This window comes from Fulvivirga kasyanovii (assembly GCF_009711405.1).
Taxonomy (GTDB): domain Bacteria; phylum Bacteroidota; class Bacteroidia; order Cytophagales; family Cyclobacteriaceae; genus Fulvivirga; species Fulvivirga kasyanovii.
In genome coordinates this window covers 5,108-21,269 of sequence record NZ_SMLW01000570.1, presented here as the reverse complement: position 1 = coordinate 21,269, position 16,162 = coordinate 5,108, and the positions used below count along the sequence as shown (strand labels likewise).

The following is a 16,162-nucleotide window of genomic DNA, read 5'->3' as shown; positions in this document are numbered from 1 at the left end:
AAAGAAGCCTTACTTGGAGGTGGAGAAAAGAGAATTGAATCCCAACACAAAAAAGGAAAATTAACCGCACGCGAGCGTGTGCATTTGCTTCTTGATGAAGGGTCGTTTGAGGAGATAGGAAAGTTTGTAATGCACAGATGTAAAGACTTCGGACTGGATAAAGAGTACTACCCCGGAGATGGAGTAGTTACCGGTTATGGTACTGTAAACGGGCGTTTGGTTTATGTGTTTTCACAGGACTTTACTGTTTTTGGAGGGTCTCTTTCGGAAACCCATGCTGAGAAAATTGTAAAGATCATGGATTTGGCCATGAAAAACGGTGCTCCGTTAATAGGGTTAAATGACTCCGGTGGAGCGCGTATTCAAGAAGGAGTAGTTTCTCTTGGAGGGTATGCAGATATTTTTTACAGAAATACATTGGCGTCAGGTGTGGTGCCACAAATATCCGCCATTATGGGTCCTTGCGCAGGAGGTGCTGTTTATTCACCTGCTATTACGGATTTTATTCTAATGGTGGAAAACACCTCTTATATGTTTGTAACCGGGCCTAACGTAGTGAAAACCGTAACGCAGGAGACTGTAACGGCAGAGGAACTTGGTGGGGCAAGTGCGCATAGTTCGAAAAGTGGGGTTACACATTTTGCGTGCCCTAATGAAGTAGCTTGCATAAATGACATAAAAAGGCTTTTGAGCTATATGCCTCAAAATTGTGAAGATGACGCTCCAATAGAGGCTTATGAAAGTGATTCTGATGAAATTGTACCTGCACTTAACGATATTATTCCTGATAACCCTAATCAGCCTTATGATATGAGGGAGGTTGTAGAGGCGTTGGTAGATGCTGACAGTTTTATGGAAGTGCATAAAAATTTCGCTGAGAATATTGTTGTGGGTTTTGCCAGAATTGGTGGCAGGAGTATTGGTGTTGTTGGTAACCAACCAGCTTCTCTGGCAGGGGTTCTAGATATCGATGCCAGTACTAAAGGTGCCAGGTTTGTCCGATTCTGCGATTGCTTTAATATTCCCCTGTTGGTATTAGAGGATGTGCCGGGATTTTTGCCGGGAACGGATCAGGAGTGGAATGGTATTATTACAAATGGAGCAAAACTGTTGTATGCATTTAGTGAGGCCACCGTTCCAAGGATCACTGTGATCACCCGTAAGGCATATGGAGGTGCTTATGATGTAATGAATTCCAAGCATATCGGTGCAGATATGAACTACGCATGGCCTACTGCAGAAATTGCGGTTATGGGCGCAAAGGGTGCTGCGGAGATAATATTTAAGCGGGAAATAGCTGAAGCCAGTGATCCTGAAGCAAAACTTCAGGAAAAGGTTGATGATTATACTGAGAAGTTCGCTAACCCATACAGGGCTGCTCACCGAGGCTATATAGATGAAGTAATTATGCCCGAGGAAACAAGAGCCAAGTTAATAAAGGCATTTAAAATGCTGGAAAACAAAGTGGCAACATTACCAAAAAAGAAGCACGGTAATATTCCTCTCTAGTGGATAAAGTAGCAATAGTAACAGCGGCAGGTAAAGGTATGGGCGCAGCTTGCGCCAGAGAGCTTTCGCGTCAGGGCTTTAAGGTTGCCCTGATGTCACGTTCTGAAGATGCCCTTGATCTGGCCCAAACCCTTGGGGGACTTGGGATACAGGGATCAGTGACAGAGAAAGATGATTTGAAGCGGTTGGTAAACGCTACACTGGGAAAGTATGGAAGAATTGATGCTGTTGTAAATAACACCGGCCATCCGGCCAAAGGACGGCTTCTGGAATTGTCGGAGGAGGACTGGCATCATGGGTTGAATCTGGTACTTCTTAATGTTGCGAAAATGGCCCAGCTTGTGACGCCGGTTATGCAGAAGCAGGGAGGTGGAGCTTTCGTCAATATTTCAACTTTCGCGGCATATGAGCCATCTGCCAGTTTTCCTGTGTCTTCAGTGTTAAGGGCTGGGCTTGGAAGCTACATGAAGTTATATGCAGATGAGTATGCTTCTGATAATATTAGAATGAATAACCTGCTGCCGGGCTTTATTGACAGTTATGATGTGGATGAGTCAACCCTCCGGGCTATTCCTATGCAAAGGGCAGGTACAGTTGACGAAATAGCAAAGACTGTAGCTTTTCTGGTGTCAGATGCTGCTGCTTACATTACCGGGCAGAATATAAAAATTGATGGAGGGTTAACACGATCAGTTTAATAAATTTAGAAAATGGATAAGAAGAGTAAAAAATTTCTAGAAGAGTATTTGAATAATTCATCGCCAACGGGTTTTGAATCATCCGGCCAGAAGATCTGGTTAGATTATATCAGGCCTTATATTGATAGTTATTTTACTGATACATATGGCTCTGTAGTTGGGGTGATCAATCCTGAGGCCGAGTATAAAGTGGTGATTGAGGCTCACGCAGATGAGATTTCCTGGTTTGTGAACTACATCACTGAGGAAGGTTATATTTATGTTACCAGAAATGGTGGGTCCGACCATCAGATTGCCCCATCAAAGCGGGTTAATATATATACTGAAAAAGGTGTTGTGAAGGGAGTGTTCGGATGGCCGGCGATACACGTTAGAAATAAGGAGAATGAAGAGAAGCCATCCATGAAGAATATATTTGTGGATGTAGGTTGCCAGAGTAAAGCTGAGGTTGAAGAGCTTGGAGTACATGTAGGGTGTGTTATGACCTTCGACGATGAATTGATGGAGCTAAACAAAAACTTTTTGGTTGGCAGGGCTCTGGACAACAGAATGGGAGGTTTTATGATTGCTGAAGTGGCCAGGAGATTAAAAGAGGAAAAGAAAGAACTTCCTTTTGGACTTTATGTTGTGAATGCTGTTCAGGAAGAAGTGGGCTTAAGAGGCGCGGAGATGATCGCTGAAAGAATTAAACCTAATGTGGCAATTGTTACAGATGTGTGTCATGAAACTTCTTCTCCGATGTACAACAAGATCGAGAGCGGGCTGCAGAAGGCTGGGAAAGGGCCGGTGCTTACCTATGGGCCAGCGGTGCAAAACAATCTGTTAAAAATGGTAATAGATGTCGCTAATGATAATAAAATACCTTTCCAGAGGGCGGCGGCATCCAGGGCTACAGGTACTGATACGGATGCATTTGCATATTCCAACGATGGAGTAGCTTCAGCGTTGATATCTTTACCTTTGAAGTACATGCATACCACGGTAGAAACAGCACATAAAGATGATATTGAGAATGTGATTAAACTCATGTACCACTTCCTGTTGAAGTTGCAGGACGGGCACGACTTTAGGTATATTAAGTGAGAAAAACCAGATATGAAAATACTGAATGAGGATTTTGACTATCTTTGCAGATCACTTTTTTAATATAAACGCCCTAATATCAATGAAAAGGATTTTTAACATCTATGTTTTATTTGTACTCATAGGTATGTCTATGTCGGCAGGTACTTATGCTCAAGACAGGCCTGAGCATGAGCTTCACTCTATGATGATATACAATTTTCTAAAGTATATCCAGTGGCCTGGTGATCAAAACTCTGGTGATTTTGTTATTGGAGTTATGGGTGATGACAATGTTTTTAATACCCTTAATACGTGGTATGGAAACAAAACCAGGGGAGATAAGACTTTCACTATTAAGAAGATTTCATCCCCGTCGGAGATTAGTGGATGTCAACTCTTGTACATTGGCAAGTCAGCAAGTAATCAGTTTGATGAGATACAGGCTAAAGTACAAAACCAGTCTACTCTTACTATTACGGATAAGAATGGACTGGGAGCGAAAGGTAGCTGTATTAATTTCAGGGTGGTAGATAACCGATTAAAATTTGAATTAAATCAGGCTGCTATAGAGAAGTCAAATCTTAAAATTTCGAGCCAATTAACTTCTATGGCGATTTTGATTTAAAAAATCATAATGCTTATAAAAGGCCCAATAATCTCGATTATTGGGCTTTTTTGTTTTGCAAAACCTGTTCTTTGGATTGTCCTCTTAAAATTCGTAGTTGGTTAATGTCATTTTAAATGATTATCTTATAGATATTTTTCGGCCTATTTTTTGATACACCATTATTATTTAGATAGATCTTTTGCGAATCTTTTAATTTTTTAAGTCTATGAAACGATCAATATTTATAACGTATGCAACGGGATTTGCATTGTTACTAGTGCCCCTATTTGGATACTCGCAAAACCGTCCTATTCATGAGATTCATGCTATGATGATCTATAACTTCACAAAGTATATCCAGTGGCCGGGTTATCAGCCTTCTCAGGATTTTATAGTTGCAGTTATAGGCAGTGATGATGTTTACAATACACTGAGTCAGTGGTACGGAGGACAGGAGAGGGGAAATAAAAAGTTTGTCATTAAGAAGTTTAACTCACCTGGTGATATTCAAAACTGTCATATACTTTATGTGGGGAAGGGTAATAGTAAACAATTTGATGAGATCAAGGCCAAACTTGGTGGAGCTTCTACTTTGTTGATCACCGATAAGCCCGGCCTTGGAAAAGAAGGCAGTGGCATCAATTTCGTTACCGAAGGTAACAAGCTCTCTATTGAATTGAATCAATCAGCACTTGATGCGGCTAATCTGAAAGTTTCCAGTCAGCTTACCTCCATTGCTAAATTAATTTAGTACTTTTAGCATGTAAGTTTTTTGCACTTTTTGGTTTAAATGCTTAATTCCTTGTCCCAATATGGCAAAATTTTTATCAGATTGGGAGTCCAAAGGAGTGCCGCTAGGTGTGGCTAATTGTTGTAAACCTTGTTTTTTCGCTTGAGGGCCCTGTTTTTTGCCCGAAAACCTTTTGGCATTGGGTTTGTAAGTTATGACTGTAATGAAACAAACTAATTTTATGATGAAGTTTACAACTAAAGTTTTACTTCCAATCTTTTTAGCTGTTATTATTGCCTTGCCAACGCAGGCACAGGACAGGCCTGTTCATGAAATTCACTCAATGATGATTTTCAATTTCATTAAGTATATTCAGTGGCCTGAAGCTAACGGGGGAGATGCCTTTGTTATTGGAGTAATTGGTGATGATGAGGTGTATACCACTTTGAACACGTGGTATGGAGGAAAGCTTAGAGGTAACAAAAAGTTTACCGTTAAGAAATTTAATTCTTTGGCAGAGATTTCCAACTGTGAAATTCTTTACGTAGCCAGAGGAAGTAGTAAGGAATTTGATGCGATCAAAGCCAAGGTGGCCTCTTCTTCTACTTTGCTTATCACGGATAAAGCAGGCTTAGGAGAAAAGGGAAGTGGTATCAACTTCAGGACCATCAATGATAAATTGGCTTTTGAACTTAATCAAAAAGCCATTGAGGCATCGAAATTAAAAGTATCAGGTCAGCTTTCTAGCATGGCTATCCTGATCTAAAAACAACAGGTATCGTTAGCCAATCTCAATGTTTTCGATGATTTTCATATACCGATAATGCAAAAGGTTCGGTGATTAGGTTTAACATTAGTGGAAGGTCGGAAACAAACTAGGTGGACAATAAAGAGATTGACTGAATTATGGTAGGGGCAAGGCCTTTACCATTTGCGATACCTACTTTTTGTAGGACACCGTAAATGAGTCTTTTATGGTATTTTTTAATATTCCTACCTAAAAAGATACCTTTGCGTTATGCAAGGTGTCACTTCACAAACGACTTATGATCAAATGGGCTGCGAGGTAACTGTACCTCGCAATCCCAGGATCATATCCCTGGTTCCTTCACAAACAGAATTATTGTTTGATCTTGGTCTGGATGAACAGATAGTTGGCATTACCAAGTTTTGCATACACCCTTCCTCCAAAGTAAAGGAGAAAATGAAAATAGGGGGTACCAAGAAGTTTAACTTTGATAAAATCCACACCCTCCAGCCGGACCTTATAATTGGCAATAAGGAGGAAAACTACAAAGAGGGTATAGAAAAGTTGCAGCAACAATATCCGGTTTGGATGAGCGATATTACCACTTTGCAGGACGCTCTTGAAATGATGACTGCCATTGGTAAGCTAACGAATACCGAAAACAAGGCCAGCGAAATTCGTAATAAAGTTGTCAAAGGATTTAGTGCTATAAAAAAGTATGACCCCAAGACAGTGCTGTATTTCATTTGGCAAAAACCTTATATGGTAGTTGGGGATGATACTTTTATTAATGAAATGATTGAGCGGTTAGGGCTGAAAAATCTGGCAGCCGGACTGGGGCGTTACCCGGAACTGACTGCCGAAATGATCTCATCATTGCAGCCTGACCTGATTATGTTGTCGTCAGAGCCATATCCTTTTAAAGAAAAGCATATAGACAGCTTTCGTCAGTTATGCCCCACAGCCGACCTCAGGATTGTGGATGGCGAAATGTTTTCCTGGTATGGCAGCAGGTTGATCAAATCTGCCGGATATTTTAACCAGTTACAGCTCTGATATTTTAAAACCTGCCTTTTCCATATCTTCCCAGAACCGTGGGTACGACTTATTTACAACTTCTGGGTCTTTAATATTTACCGGTACCATAGTACTTAGCGGGGCAAAAGCCATTGCCATACGGTGGTCATGGTAAGTGTCAAACTCTAATACTTCCGCATTAACTTCATGAAGTGCCGGCACAATGGTCCATGTGTTGTCTTTTTCCCTTAGCTCAGCACCAAATTTTGCAAGCTCATTTTGCAAGGCCAGGATACGGTCAGTTTCTTTTATTCGTAAGCTTTCCAGACCTGTCATTTCACAAACTATGCCTTTGGCGGCACAGATAACGGCAACAGTCTGTGCCATATCAGGACAATCGGTAAAGTCGAAGGCAACCTCACTTTGGTGTTCGCATTTGGAGAGGTGTGCTCCTTCGGTGGTAAACAGTGTTTTTACTCCGAGATGTGCCATATAATCAGCGATCTGCCGGTCTCCCTGAATGGAGTTATCTTTTAAGTCTTTAAGAGTAACCTGGGCATCATTGCTCAAAGCCACAAAGCTGTACCAGTAGCTGGCAGCAGACCAGTCTGGTTCTACCCTGTATTCAGTGGGTTGATATTTCTGGTGAGGAACCTTTATGGTATGATCTTGCCATTCAGCTTCAATTCCAAAGGCTTTCATAACTGCCAATGTCATGCTAATGTACGGTTTGCTACCAATGTGACCTGTCAGCTCAATTTCTAAACCATTGGGCAGAGAGGCAGCTATCATCATAATTGCTGATATATACTGGCTGCTAACATCACCTCTAATGGCAATTTTATCAGTTAGTTGTTTGTTTATGGGGGTTACTTTAACAGGAGGGTACCCATCCTTTGACAGGTATTCAATGCCTGCGCCTAGTTCCTTTAGGGAATCTGTTAATATTTTTATAGGGCGTTCCTGCATTCGTTTTGTTCCTGTAAGGGTTTTTGTACTGGTTACTGCGGCGTATGCAGTCAAAAATCTCATAGTAGTACCGGCGTCGAGTACATCCCATTCCGGGATATCAGATCCCAGCAGTCTTTTCATTGTCTCGGTATCGCGTGCTTCGGAAAGGTTAGAGATATGTGACTTTCCTCCTGCAAGAGCGTCTAATATCAAAGCCCTGTTGGCGATGCTTTTTGATGCAGGCAATTCGATTACAGTTGAAGCAATGGTGCTTTTTTTCTCTATGTGCAGTGTGTGGTTTTCGATTGACATGTGCAGGATTAGTTTTGGAACAATATTAATTGAAAAATCGCTTAAAATACATAAAGTGGTATGCTTTATGTAGTAGTTGTTGAAAATTGTCTATAAATGAAAATAAGAAGAAAGTTGGCTTTAGCGCTTGGATTGGCCGCAGGAGCTGTCGTTGCTGTTGTAGCGACCGGACGTACTGGTAAAAAGACCAGACAATACATTTCCGGAAAATACGAAAAACCAAAAACAGATCGTACTTCTGATCAATACGATGATTCAGAAGTATTTTATATTTAGAGCTTGTCGTAAAATACCAGTGAGTCCAGTGATTCTTGTCTATTGAGTTCCTGGTCCCATACCACATTGCCAACTCCATTGAGGAGCGCGGCCAAAACGCTGTTGCCTCTGTTTTTTTTGTCTTGCATCAGGTAGCCACAAACTTCTTCTCGGTCAGCATCTGAAAGGGTTATTTTTTCATATATACTCTGTATAAATTGTATGATTTCATTTAACTCTGTCTCAGAAATAAGTTTTCTTTTATAACTGAGATAAGCCTCGCAGATCATGCCTGCCGCAACAGCTTCACCGTGCAAGATTCCCTTGTCGTTGTTTAATAAATAACTTTCTATTGCATGGCCTATGGTATGGCCAAAATTTAATGCTTTTCTCAGGCCGCCCTCATGTGGGTCTTCTGTAACTATTTTGTGCTTTATTTGAACGGAGTGTGGAATTAATGTTGACCAATCGAGTTCATTAAAGCGATGATTCTTCAAGCCTTGCCATCCGGTTTTATCTGCTATTAAATGATGTTTTATAACCTCAGCAAAGCCTGATCTTATTTCTCTTTCGGGCAAAGTTTTTAGAAAACTTCTATCGATTATAACATTCTTTGGTTCCTGAAACAGCCCTATATGATTTTTAAATCCATTGAAGTCAATGCCTAATTTGCCTCCAACACTGGCGTCGACCTGGGACAATAGTGTGGTGGGGATGTTAATGAAATCAATGCCTCTTTTATAGGTTCCTGCACAAAAGCCGCCAAGGTCTCCAATAACGCCACCACCTAAATTGATCAATAATGACTTTCTGTCAAAGCTTTGATCAGTTAATGCTTGCCATACATAAGTACATGTGTCCAGGTTCTTGTTTATTTCGCCACTTTTGATCTCAATAAGCGTATGTTGTGGTAGGTTACCTTCAAGTAATGGATAGCAATTGGCGAGCGTGTTTTCATCTACCAGTATGGCGATCTTACTGTAATTCTCCTTACTCAGAATGTCGTTTAGTGTTTCCGGGGCTTTGTCGGTAATGATAATATTGTTTAGAGTCACGGCTTTTGTCTGTTCAGTATTTCGGTTTGGTTTCTTAGTGATTCCGAATGGATCTGTTTGTAAATTTCTTCAATGAATTCTTTTCGTAAATCCAGTGCTTCGGCCCATTCAGGTCTGGTTTTTATGATCTCGTTCCACCGTTCCAGTTGGAAAATGGTCACATTATTTTCTTTTTTGTATTCCCCGATCTGTTCTATCAGTTTCATTCTGATCGAGAGTGTTTCAATCAGGTCATGATCCACACTGTCAATTTTATTTCTTAGCTCTTCCAGCCTGGTTTTGAATAAGACGTTGTCAGAAGTGGTTTGTCTTATTTTTAACTTACTTCTTATTTCGTTTAACTGCTCAGGTGTTACTTGTTGCTTTGCATCGCTTAGTGCATTATCAGGATCGGGATGAGTTTCGATCATCAATCCATCATACCCCATATCCAAAGCCTTTTGAGAAATATCATAGATCATATTCCTGTTGCCTCCTATGTGGCTTGGGTCGCAAATAAGGGGTATGTGCGGGAGGCTGGCTTTCAATTCAATCGGGATCTGCCATACCGGTTCATTTCTATACTTAGATTTTCTGAAAGAAGAGAAGCCCCTGTGAATTGCACCAATTTCGTTAAGACCTGCATTTGCTATTCTTTCAATGGCCCCGATCCACAAAGCCAGGTCAGGATTGACTGGATTTTTTACCAAAACAGGCAGAGAAGTGCCTTTAAGAGCATCAGCTATTTCCTGTACGGTAAATGGATTAACAGTGGTTCTGGCACCCAGCCACACCATGTCGAGGTCATGTTTCAGTGCCAGCTCTACATGCTGAGCACTGGCTACTTCAGTTATAAACCTGACATTAAGCTCTTTCTTGATTTTTTGTATCCATTCAAGGGCTTTAATGCCTATCCCTTCGAAGGAGTTTGGTCTGGTTCGAGGTTTCCATACCCCGGCACGGATTACCTCTATACCTAAGGAGGCTACTGCCTTGGTTGTTTTTAGTAACTGCTCTTCGGACTCTGCACTGCATGGGCCTGCAATGATCCATGGGCTTTGAAACTGGCTTATCCACTCATCCTTTTTCATAATCGCTGCAATTTACTACTGTAATGCACTTATCATTTACCGGTTTGTTGGCCGCTAATCCGGGCACTGTGTGGGCATGATTAAATCCGATGCTTTTTGCTGGATTAAAGATATTTAAAAAATAAAAAAACAGGACGTAAATGGTTAATTTATATATTTGTAGCCGAGAATTTTAAAATCCCCTATGCAGTTAAAATCTAATATCTCTTTTGACGATACTTCAGTAGCATTTGAAGCCAAGTCAGACAAAGCCCTAAGAAAAGCTAACCTTATGTTTTCTGTAGTTAATAACCCTTTTATATCTAAGGTGGCTACAGGTTCAGTTAAGCTGGCACTAAAACTACACCTCCCAATAAAGGCGATTATAAAGAACACCGTTTTTGAGCATTTTTGCGGAGGGGAAAACATAGAAGAGAGCCAGGAAACTATCAATGAGCTGGCAACTTATGGTATAGGCACGATATTGGATTACTCCGTTGAAGGAGAGGAAAATGAGCATTGCTTTAATGATACCGAGCAGGAGATACTGAGGACTATTACGAAAGCTAAAGAGTCGAAGCACATACCGTTTTGTGTCTTTAAGCCTACCGGCTTAGGTAGTTCTACGCTTTTTCAGAAAATACAGGAAGGCAAAGAACTTAATGAAAAAGAGAAATCTGCATTTGATCGCATTAAAAAACGTGTGGATGAAGTATGTAAGTATGCCTTTGAATGCGATGTGCCCATTTTAATAGACGCAGAAGATTCCTGGATACAAGATCCTATAGATGCGCTGGCCTATGAGATGATGGAGAAATACAATCAAAAGAAGGCCATTGTATTCAATACATATCAAATGTACCGGGTAAGCATGCTGGACAATCTGCGAAAGGCATTCCATTACGCGGCTATGAATAACTACTATCTGGGAGCTAAGCTGGTTAGGGGAGCTTATATGGAAAAGGAACGTGACAGGGCTGAGGAAATGGGCTACCCTAGTCCGATCCAGCCAAATAAGGAGGCAACCGATGATCAGTTTAACCAGGCATTGGTATTCTGCATTGATAATAAGCAACGGGTAAGCCTGGTATGTGGCTCACATAACGAGTACAGCAATTATTATCTGGCGTTGCTTATGGAGAAGCACAGCATGAACAACAATGACCCCAGGGTGTATTTTGCCCAACTCTATGGGATGAGCGATAACATCTCCTTCAACCTTGCTAAGGCAGGTTATAATGTAGCGAAGTATGTTCCATATGGCCCGGTGAATTCAGTAATGCCTTATCTGTTTAGACGTGCTGAAGAAAACACTTCGGTAGCCGGACAGAGCAGCCGGGAGCTGTCGCTGATCAGAAAAGAATTGAAGAGAAGGGAAAACTGATCCGCTACTGTTCTACTGCTTCATCCAGTGTGTTTTATATATGCTGTCCAAAAGTGCTATTGGATAAAACAATACCAATTGTAATATCTTTCATCTATCTTTGCGGCTTATTAAGTTTTAAAGGTAATTAATAACACTATGCAGTTAAGCGAACAGGAAATCGTAAGACGAGAAGCCAGGAAAAAACTGGAAGAGTTGGGGGTTGATCCGTACCCATCAGAGTTATATCAAGTTAATGTTTCTGCCAGGGAGATTCACGAGAATTATGAGAAGCAGAAGATTGACTATAAGAACATTTCCATCGCAGGTCGCTTAATGAGCAGAAGGATCATGGGGTCGGCAGCTTTTGCTGAAATACAGGATTCTACAGGCCGTATTCAGATATATGTGAGGAGAGATGATATCTGCGCCGGTGAAGATAAGACCCTTTATAATACTGTATTTAAAAAGCTTCTTGATATTGGTGATATCATTGGCGTAAAGGGATATGTTTTCACCACGCAAACTGGAGAGATATCCATACATGTTACTGAACTTAAAGTATTAACGAAGTCTCTAAGACCATTACCTATTGTAAAAGAGACAAAGGACGAAGCCGGCAATATCGTAAAACATGATGCGTTTTCTGATCCTGAATTAAGGTATAGGCAGCGTTACGTTGACTTAATTGTTAACTCTCACGTGAAGGATACCTTTATAAAAAGGACAAAGCTGGTTAATTCCATGAGGGAATACCTTAATGAGCGTGGCTACCTTGAAGTGGAGACACCAATACTTCAGCCGCTTTACGGTGGAGCTGCTGCCAAGCCTTTTAAAACCCACCACAATACGCTGGATATGACTTTATATCTGCGTATTGCGAATGAGCTATACCTTAAAAGGCTGATCGTTGGTGGTTTTGACGGAGTTTATGAATTCTCTAAAGATTTCAGGAATGAGGGGATGTCGAGGTTCCATAATCCGGAGTTTACCCAGGTGGAGTTGTATGTGGCTTACAAAGACTACAACTGGATGATGGATCTTGTGGAAGAGATGATAGAAAAAGTAGCCATGGATTTGCATGGTACTACCAAGGTGCAGGTTGGAAACAATGTACTTGACTTTAAAAGGCCATGGAAGCGCTTTACTATGTTTGAAGCCATTGAGCATTTTACAGGGATAGACATTTCAGAAATGGATGAGGCTGAGCTTAGAAAAACAGCAAAAGAATTGGATGTACCCGTAGATGAAACCATGGGTAAAGGGAAGTTGATCGATGAAATTTTCGGTGAGAAATGTGAAGGGCAGTTAATACAGCCTACATTTATTACCGATTACCCGGTAGAAATGTCGCCTTTGGCCAAGAAACATCGTACCAAAGAAGGTTTGGTAGAGCGATTTGAAGCTATTGCCAACGGTAAGGAGATATGTAATGCCTTCTCGGAACTGAATGATCCGATTGATCAGAGAAAAAGGTTTGAAGAGCAACTTGAGCTTGGCAAACGGGGAGATGAAGAAGCTATGACACTTGATGAGGACTTCTTACGTGCCTTGGAGTATGGCATGCCGCCTACCGCAGGTTTGGGAGTGGGGATTGACAGATTAAGTATGATCATGACTAACTCCAACTCTATTCAGGATGTGCTTTTCTTTCCTCAGTTACGACCAGAGAAGAAAGCTAAGGTAGCTACTGCTGAGGATTATAAAAAAGCAGGTGTTAGAGAAGATTTGATCCCGATTATACAGAAGTTAGGTATCACAACTATCAAGCAACTCAAAGAGTCTAACCCTAACAAACTCTTTAATGATGTTTGTGGAATGAGGAAGAAGATGAAGTTAAATGATGTTAAAAATCCTGACGTGGAAGAGGTGAAGGGCTGGATTGAAGCCTGAAATCTTTGAAATAATATATAAAAGAGCAGTTTTTTCATGAGAGCTGCTCTTTTTTTGTTTTTGCTTTTTAGCGTTACGTATTAAGCCTTGCCGACTGGCTATTAGTTGAGGCTAAGCTTGAAAATCCACTAGTTGTCGTAGAAGCTTCTGGTCCTGTTGAGTTTCAGGTCCTGCAATAATGACGATTTAACCCTGATCACAAAGTTATAGTTGGTGTAAACTCCAAAAGGAGTCCAGTTAAGGTTCATCTCCCAGCAATGCAGGTCTCTGGATATTCCAAGTGTTGTTGGTGTTACGTCCTTTTGCTCAAAGTCATATCCTGTATTAAAAGTAACCTTCCATTTTTCGGTTAATGAAAAATCACCGGATAGTCTTAGGGTTTGGGTAATGGTAGCATCCTTAAACCCTTGCTTGGAGTAGTTTAAGCTATAGTTTACCCGTAAATTCCACGGTATGCTGAAATCTATGTAGGTATCAGGGTCATTGAGAAGATACCGTTTGTCTTCCTCATTAAGTGCCGAATCATTAATTCTATCTGTTGTTTTTGAATCACTTTCCCTGCCTTTTGCACTTAGATTTGTGCTCAAGGCTATGGATGCACTGGAAAGCTGGCCTATGCCCTGTCCGTTATTCCATGTATATCTATCAATTCGGTGTTGGTAGTATACAGTTGACTGGTCTCTGGAATTGACCCCAGTGCTATCTAAAATGTACACGTAAGGATCGACAGTACCATTGACGTTAATGTTCAGCTTTTTATTAAAAACAGAGGTATTTGCCCTCATACTAATATTAGCTAACTTAAAGGAGTCAGCAACAACGTTATAGGAAGTGCTTAACCCGAAGTTGTTGAGGATAGGTACTTTAACGGCCTGATCTAAAGTATCACGTTTGGAGTCGACCTTCATTTCAAGAGTGTTATTAATAGAGAGGCCTATTGTTCCGCTTTCGCCGGTTGACGGACCTCCATAGACGAATCCCTGATATTTTGATTTTACAATTTCCTCGCCTGCTCTTTCTCCTTCCTGTATCACTACGCGGTCAAAATAGCCATATCTCTCATCGCTGAAGTCTGGCTGGTAAGAAAAGGACAGGCTGGGGTTCATTACATGCCGGATAGCTTTAACCCGTCCTTTCTTAAAAAAATATGTGCCATAAAGTCTGGTATTAAACCCGGTGCTAAGGCTGTAGGTATAAACTCTGTTGAAGCCATCAAGGGTATCCACAACTATAGCATTGTTAGGGTTTTCTGGATTTAACCCCCAAAGTAATTTTTCGAAGTACCATTTTTCTTCATAGCTGATGGAGGGGGTTGCAGTAAAATACTTAAGTACTTTAAATGACGTACTTAATGGAATAGTATGCTTAAGTCCCTTTTCGGAGTTTTCAAGGAATGTGCCGAAGGTGTCAAAGTTAAATGGTGCAATACTGTCCTGCGCGGGGTCAGACCCAATTCTTCCCAGGTTGTTGGTGACTTCATTGGTTCCGGCGAGTGAATATCTTACGTTGATTTTGTCTACCCATGAGCTTGAGCTTCCTGACTTTCCCCTGAACGGATAAACGTTGGCCATGTTGAAGCTTAAAGAAGGTAATAACAGGTCAACCTGCCGGGTAGATACGTCCTGATTATGTCGCATGCTAAGTCCCATGGAGAAAGGTGTTCCCTGAAAGGTCTTGGAATATGAAATATTCGAACTCAGCTTTCTTGTAAAGTTATTTATCCTTGAGTTAGTCTGATCTACCTCAAAACCGAGATAGTTATTTTGGTTATACGTAGAAGTAGCTGCATTTACCGAAGCGGAAAACCTGCTTGTACCTTTGGATTCCGGTGAGTGGCTCCAGGTTAGGCGATAGTCGTTAGCAGAGCTGTTATCTTCTATCCTGTCTGATGCTTTTAGTTTTGTATAGGTGAAATTGAAGTTACCATTATAGGCGTACCTCTTTTTATATACAGTGTTCAGATCCAGGCCATGCCCTCCCTTGGAATAGATGTCGCCGCGGAGCGTTGCTTTAACATATTCATTGATATCAAAGAAGTATCCTCCACCTCTCAGGAAAAAGCCTCTTCTTCTCTCTTCACCATAAGATGGAATAATGATACCGGAGGAAGCCTCATTTTTGGCCGGGAACATGCCAAAGAAGAAGCCCAATGGAGTAGGTACATCGTTAATTTCTAAATGAAAAGGGCCTGATACTATTTTGTCGTCAGGTATGGCCTTGGTTCTTTTTGCCCTGATCCGGTAGTGGGGGTGGGCAAGGTCACAGGTGGTATATGAGTTATTAATACTAAACAGCTCATTTTCAGGGTTTTTGAATACCGTTTCACCATGAAGATAGCCTTCGCCTTGTTGGGTTACTACTTCTGTTATGCGTGCTCTGCCCGTTTTGAAATTGTAAGTGATGTCTTTGGTTTCGTAAACCTCTGCGCCATTTTTAAATATCGGATAACCTATTTTTCTTCCCAGAGAATCAGTACGCCCCGTAGCGCTTAATGTATTTTTGTTATAGTCAATTACAATATGATTGGCTTCAAGTTTTATTGCGCCATAATCTATTTTGGCATCTCCATATAACTTCACGATCTTTGAATCAACGGAAAAGTTAATGGAATCTCTGGCAGAATAATTGATTGTCGTCTCAATGTCGCTGTCAGGAGCTTGAGTTGTTGCTACTGAGTCTGTTGCCAGGGTATCTGCAACTATTGCAGTGCTATCACTGTTAATGGTAGTATCAGCAGCTAAGGTTTGTTTGCCTAATAGTTCCCTACTGGAATTAATTTTTTGTTCAGGATTTTGAGCGTAACCTATAGAGATGAAAAACCAAAAAAAACAAAGTAAACTATACTTCGAAAAGCCGCATGATTCCAATTTATATAACGTATTTTTCGGTTTTAGAGAAAAATTTACAATT

14 protein-coding genes are annotated in these 16,162 nt (G+C 40.9%); 10 read left to right on the top strand and 4 right to left on the bottom strand.

What is annotated here, in order from left to right; genetic code table 11:
• The 7 genes from E1163_RS14905 to E1163_RS14875 form a co-directional block, all read left to right on the top strand.
• Positions 1–1,509: acyl-CoA carboxylase subunit beta (locus E1163_RS14905; protein ID WP_155173181.1), on the top strand; the 1,509-nt coding region annotated here is incomplete at its 5' end.
• A complete protein-coding gene (locus E1163_RS14900; RefSeq protein WP_343033839.1) occupies positions 1,509–2,207 on the top strand; it encodes an SDR family oxidoreductase in 699 nt (232 codons plus the stop codon). The genes E1163_RS14905 and E1163_RS14900, both read left to right, overlap by 1 nt.
• A gap of 12 nt (positions 2,208–2,219) precedes the next feature.
• A complete protein-coding gene (locus E1163_RS14895) occupies positions 2,220–3,290 on the top strand; it encodes a M42 family metallopeptidase (RefSeq protein WP_155173179.1) in 1,071 nt (356 codons plus the stop codon).
• Between the two features lie 82 nt (positions 3,291–3,372).
• Complete coding sequence (locus tag E1163_RS14890) at positions 3,373–3,897, top strand: YfiR family protein (RefSeq protein WP_246223699.1); 525 nt, start codon at positions 3,373–3,375, stop codon at positions 3,895–3,897.
• A gap of 208 nt (positions 3,898–4,105) precedes the next feature.
• Positions 4,106–4,630, top strand: a complete 525-nt coding sequence (locus E1163_RS14885; protein ID WP_155173177.1) for a YfiR family protein — start codon at positions 4,106–4,108, stop codon at positions 4,628–4,630.
• Between the two features lie 220 nt (positions 4,631–4,850).
• Positions 4,851–5,375: a YfiR family protein gene (locus E1163_RS14880; RefSeq protein WP_246223698.1), complete on the top strand. Its 525-nt coding sequence runs from the start codon at positions 4,851–4,853 to the stop codon at positions 5,373–5,375.
• A gap of 252 nt (positions 5,376–5,627) precedes the next feature.
• Positions 5,628–6,413 (top strand): ABC transporter substrate-binding protein, encoded by a 786-nt coding sequence (locus tag E1163_RS14875; RefSeq protein WP_155173175.1) that lies wholly within the window; start codon positions 5,628–5,630, stop codon positions 6,411–6,413.
• Here the strand turns inward: E1163_RS14875 and E1163_RS14870 are convergent.
• Positions 6,402–7,637, bottom strand: a complete 1,236-nt coding sequence (locus tag E1163_RS14870; RefSeq protein ID WP_155173173.1) for a 3-phosphoshikimate 1-carboxyvinyltransferase — start codon at positions 7,635–7,637, stop codon at positions 6,402–6,404. The genes E1163_RS14875 and E1163_RS14870 overlap by 12 nt on opposite strands.
• Positions 7,638–7,733: 96 nt before the next feature.
• Here E1163_RS14870 and E1163_RS14865 point away from each other — a divergent pair, with 96 nt between their 5' ends.
• Positions 7,734–7,913, top strand: coding sequence for a hypothetical protein (locus tag E1163_RS14865; protein WP_155173171.1), 180 nt, complete (start codon positions 7,734–7,736; stop codon positions 7,911–7,913).
• On the opposite strand, the gene aroB is transcribed toward E1163_RS14865, so the two are convergent.
• On the bottom strand, positions 7,910–8,947 hold the full coding sequence (aroB, locus tag E1163_RS14860; RefSeq protein ID WP_343033838.1) for a 3-dehydroquinate synthase: 1,038 nt from the start codon (positions 8,945–8,947) through the stop codon (positions 7,910–7,912). The two genes, E1163_RS14865 and aroB, sit on opposite strands and share 4 nt — an antisense overlap.
• On the bottom strand, positions 8,944–10,017 hold the full coding sequence (locus E1163_RS14855) for a bifunctional 3-deoxy-7-phosphoheptulonate synthase/chorismate mutase type II (protein ID WP_155173170.1): 1,074 nt from the start codon (positions 10,015–10,017) through the stop codon (positions 8,944–8,946). The genes aroB and E1163_RS14855 overlap by 4 nt, the downstream gene beginning before the upstream one ends.
• A 184-nt stretch (positions 10,018–10,201) precedes the next feature.
• Here E1163_RS14855 and E1163_RS14850 point away from each other — a divergent pair, with 184 nt between their 5' ends.
• Both E1163_RS14850 and lysS read left to right on the top strand, forming a co-directional pair.
• A complete protein-coding gene (locus E1163_RS14850) occupies positions 10,202–11,380 on the top strand; it encodes a proline dehydrogenase family protein (RefSeq protein ID WP_155173168.1) in 1,179 nt (392 codons plus the stop codon).
• Positions 11,381–11,518: 138 nt separating this feature from the next.
• The gene (lysS, locus tag E1163_RS14845; RefSeq protein ID WP_155173166.1) at positions 11,519–13,252 is read left to right on the top strand and encodes a lysine--tRNA ligase; all 1,734 of its coding nucleotides are present in this window, start codon (positions 11,519–11,521) and stop codon (positions 13,250–13,252) included.
• Positions 13,253–13,380: 128 nt separating this feature from the next.
• Here lysS and E1163_RS14840 read toward each other — a convergent pair.
• The coding region (locus E1163_RS14840) for a putative LPS assembly protein LptD (protein WP_221418005.1) at positions 13,381–16,162 on the bottom strand (2,782 nt) is incomplete at its 5' end.

Bases quoted from the DNA above. Each gene is read 5' to 3' on its own strand.
- E1163_RS14895 (WP_155173179.1), top strand. From the start codon at position 2,220: ATGGATAAGAAGAGTAAAAAATTTCTAGAAGAGTATTTGAATAATTCA.
- E1163_RS14890 (WP_246223699.1), top strand. From the start codon at position 3,373: ATGAAAAGGATTTTTAACATCTATGTTTTATTTGTACTCATAGGTATG.
- E1163_RS14885 (WP_155173177.1), top strand. From the start codon at position 4,106: ATGAAACGATCAATATTTATAACGTATGCAACGGGATTTGCATTGTTA.
- E1163_RS14880 (WP_246223698.1), top strand. From the start codon at position 4,851: ATGATGAAGTTTACAACTAAAGTTTTACTTCCAATCTTTTTAGCTGTT.
- E1163_RS14875 (WP_155173175.1), top strand. From the start codon at position 5,628: ATGCAAGGTGTCACTTCACAAACGACTTATGATCAAATGGGCTGCGAG.
- E1163_RS14870 (WP_155173173.1), bottom strand. From the start codon at position 7,637: ATGTCAATCGAAAACCACACACTGCACATAGAGAAAAAAAGCACCATT.
- E1163_RS14865 (WP_155173171.1), top strand. From the start codon at position 7,734: ATGAAAATAAGAAGAAAGTTGGCTTTAGCGCTTGGATTGGCCGCAGGA.
- E1163_RS14855 (WP_155173170.1), bottom strand. From the start codon at position 10,017: ATGAAAAAGGATGAGTGGATAAGCCAGTTTCAAAGCCCATGGATCATT.
- E1163_RS14850 (WP_155173168.1), top strand. From the start codon at position 10,202: ATGCAGTTAAAATCTAATATCTCTTTTGACGATACTTCAGTAGCATTT.
- lysS (WP_155173166.1), top strand. From the start codon at position 11,519: ATGCAGTTAAGCGAACAGGAAATCGTAAGACGAGAAGCCAGGAAAAAA.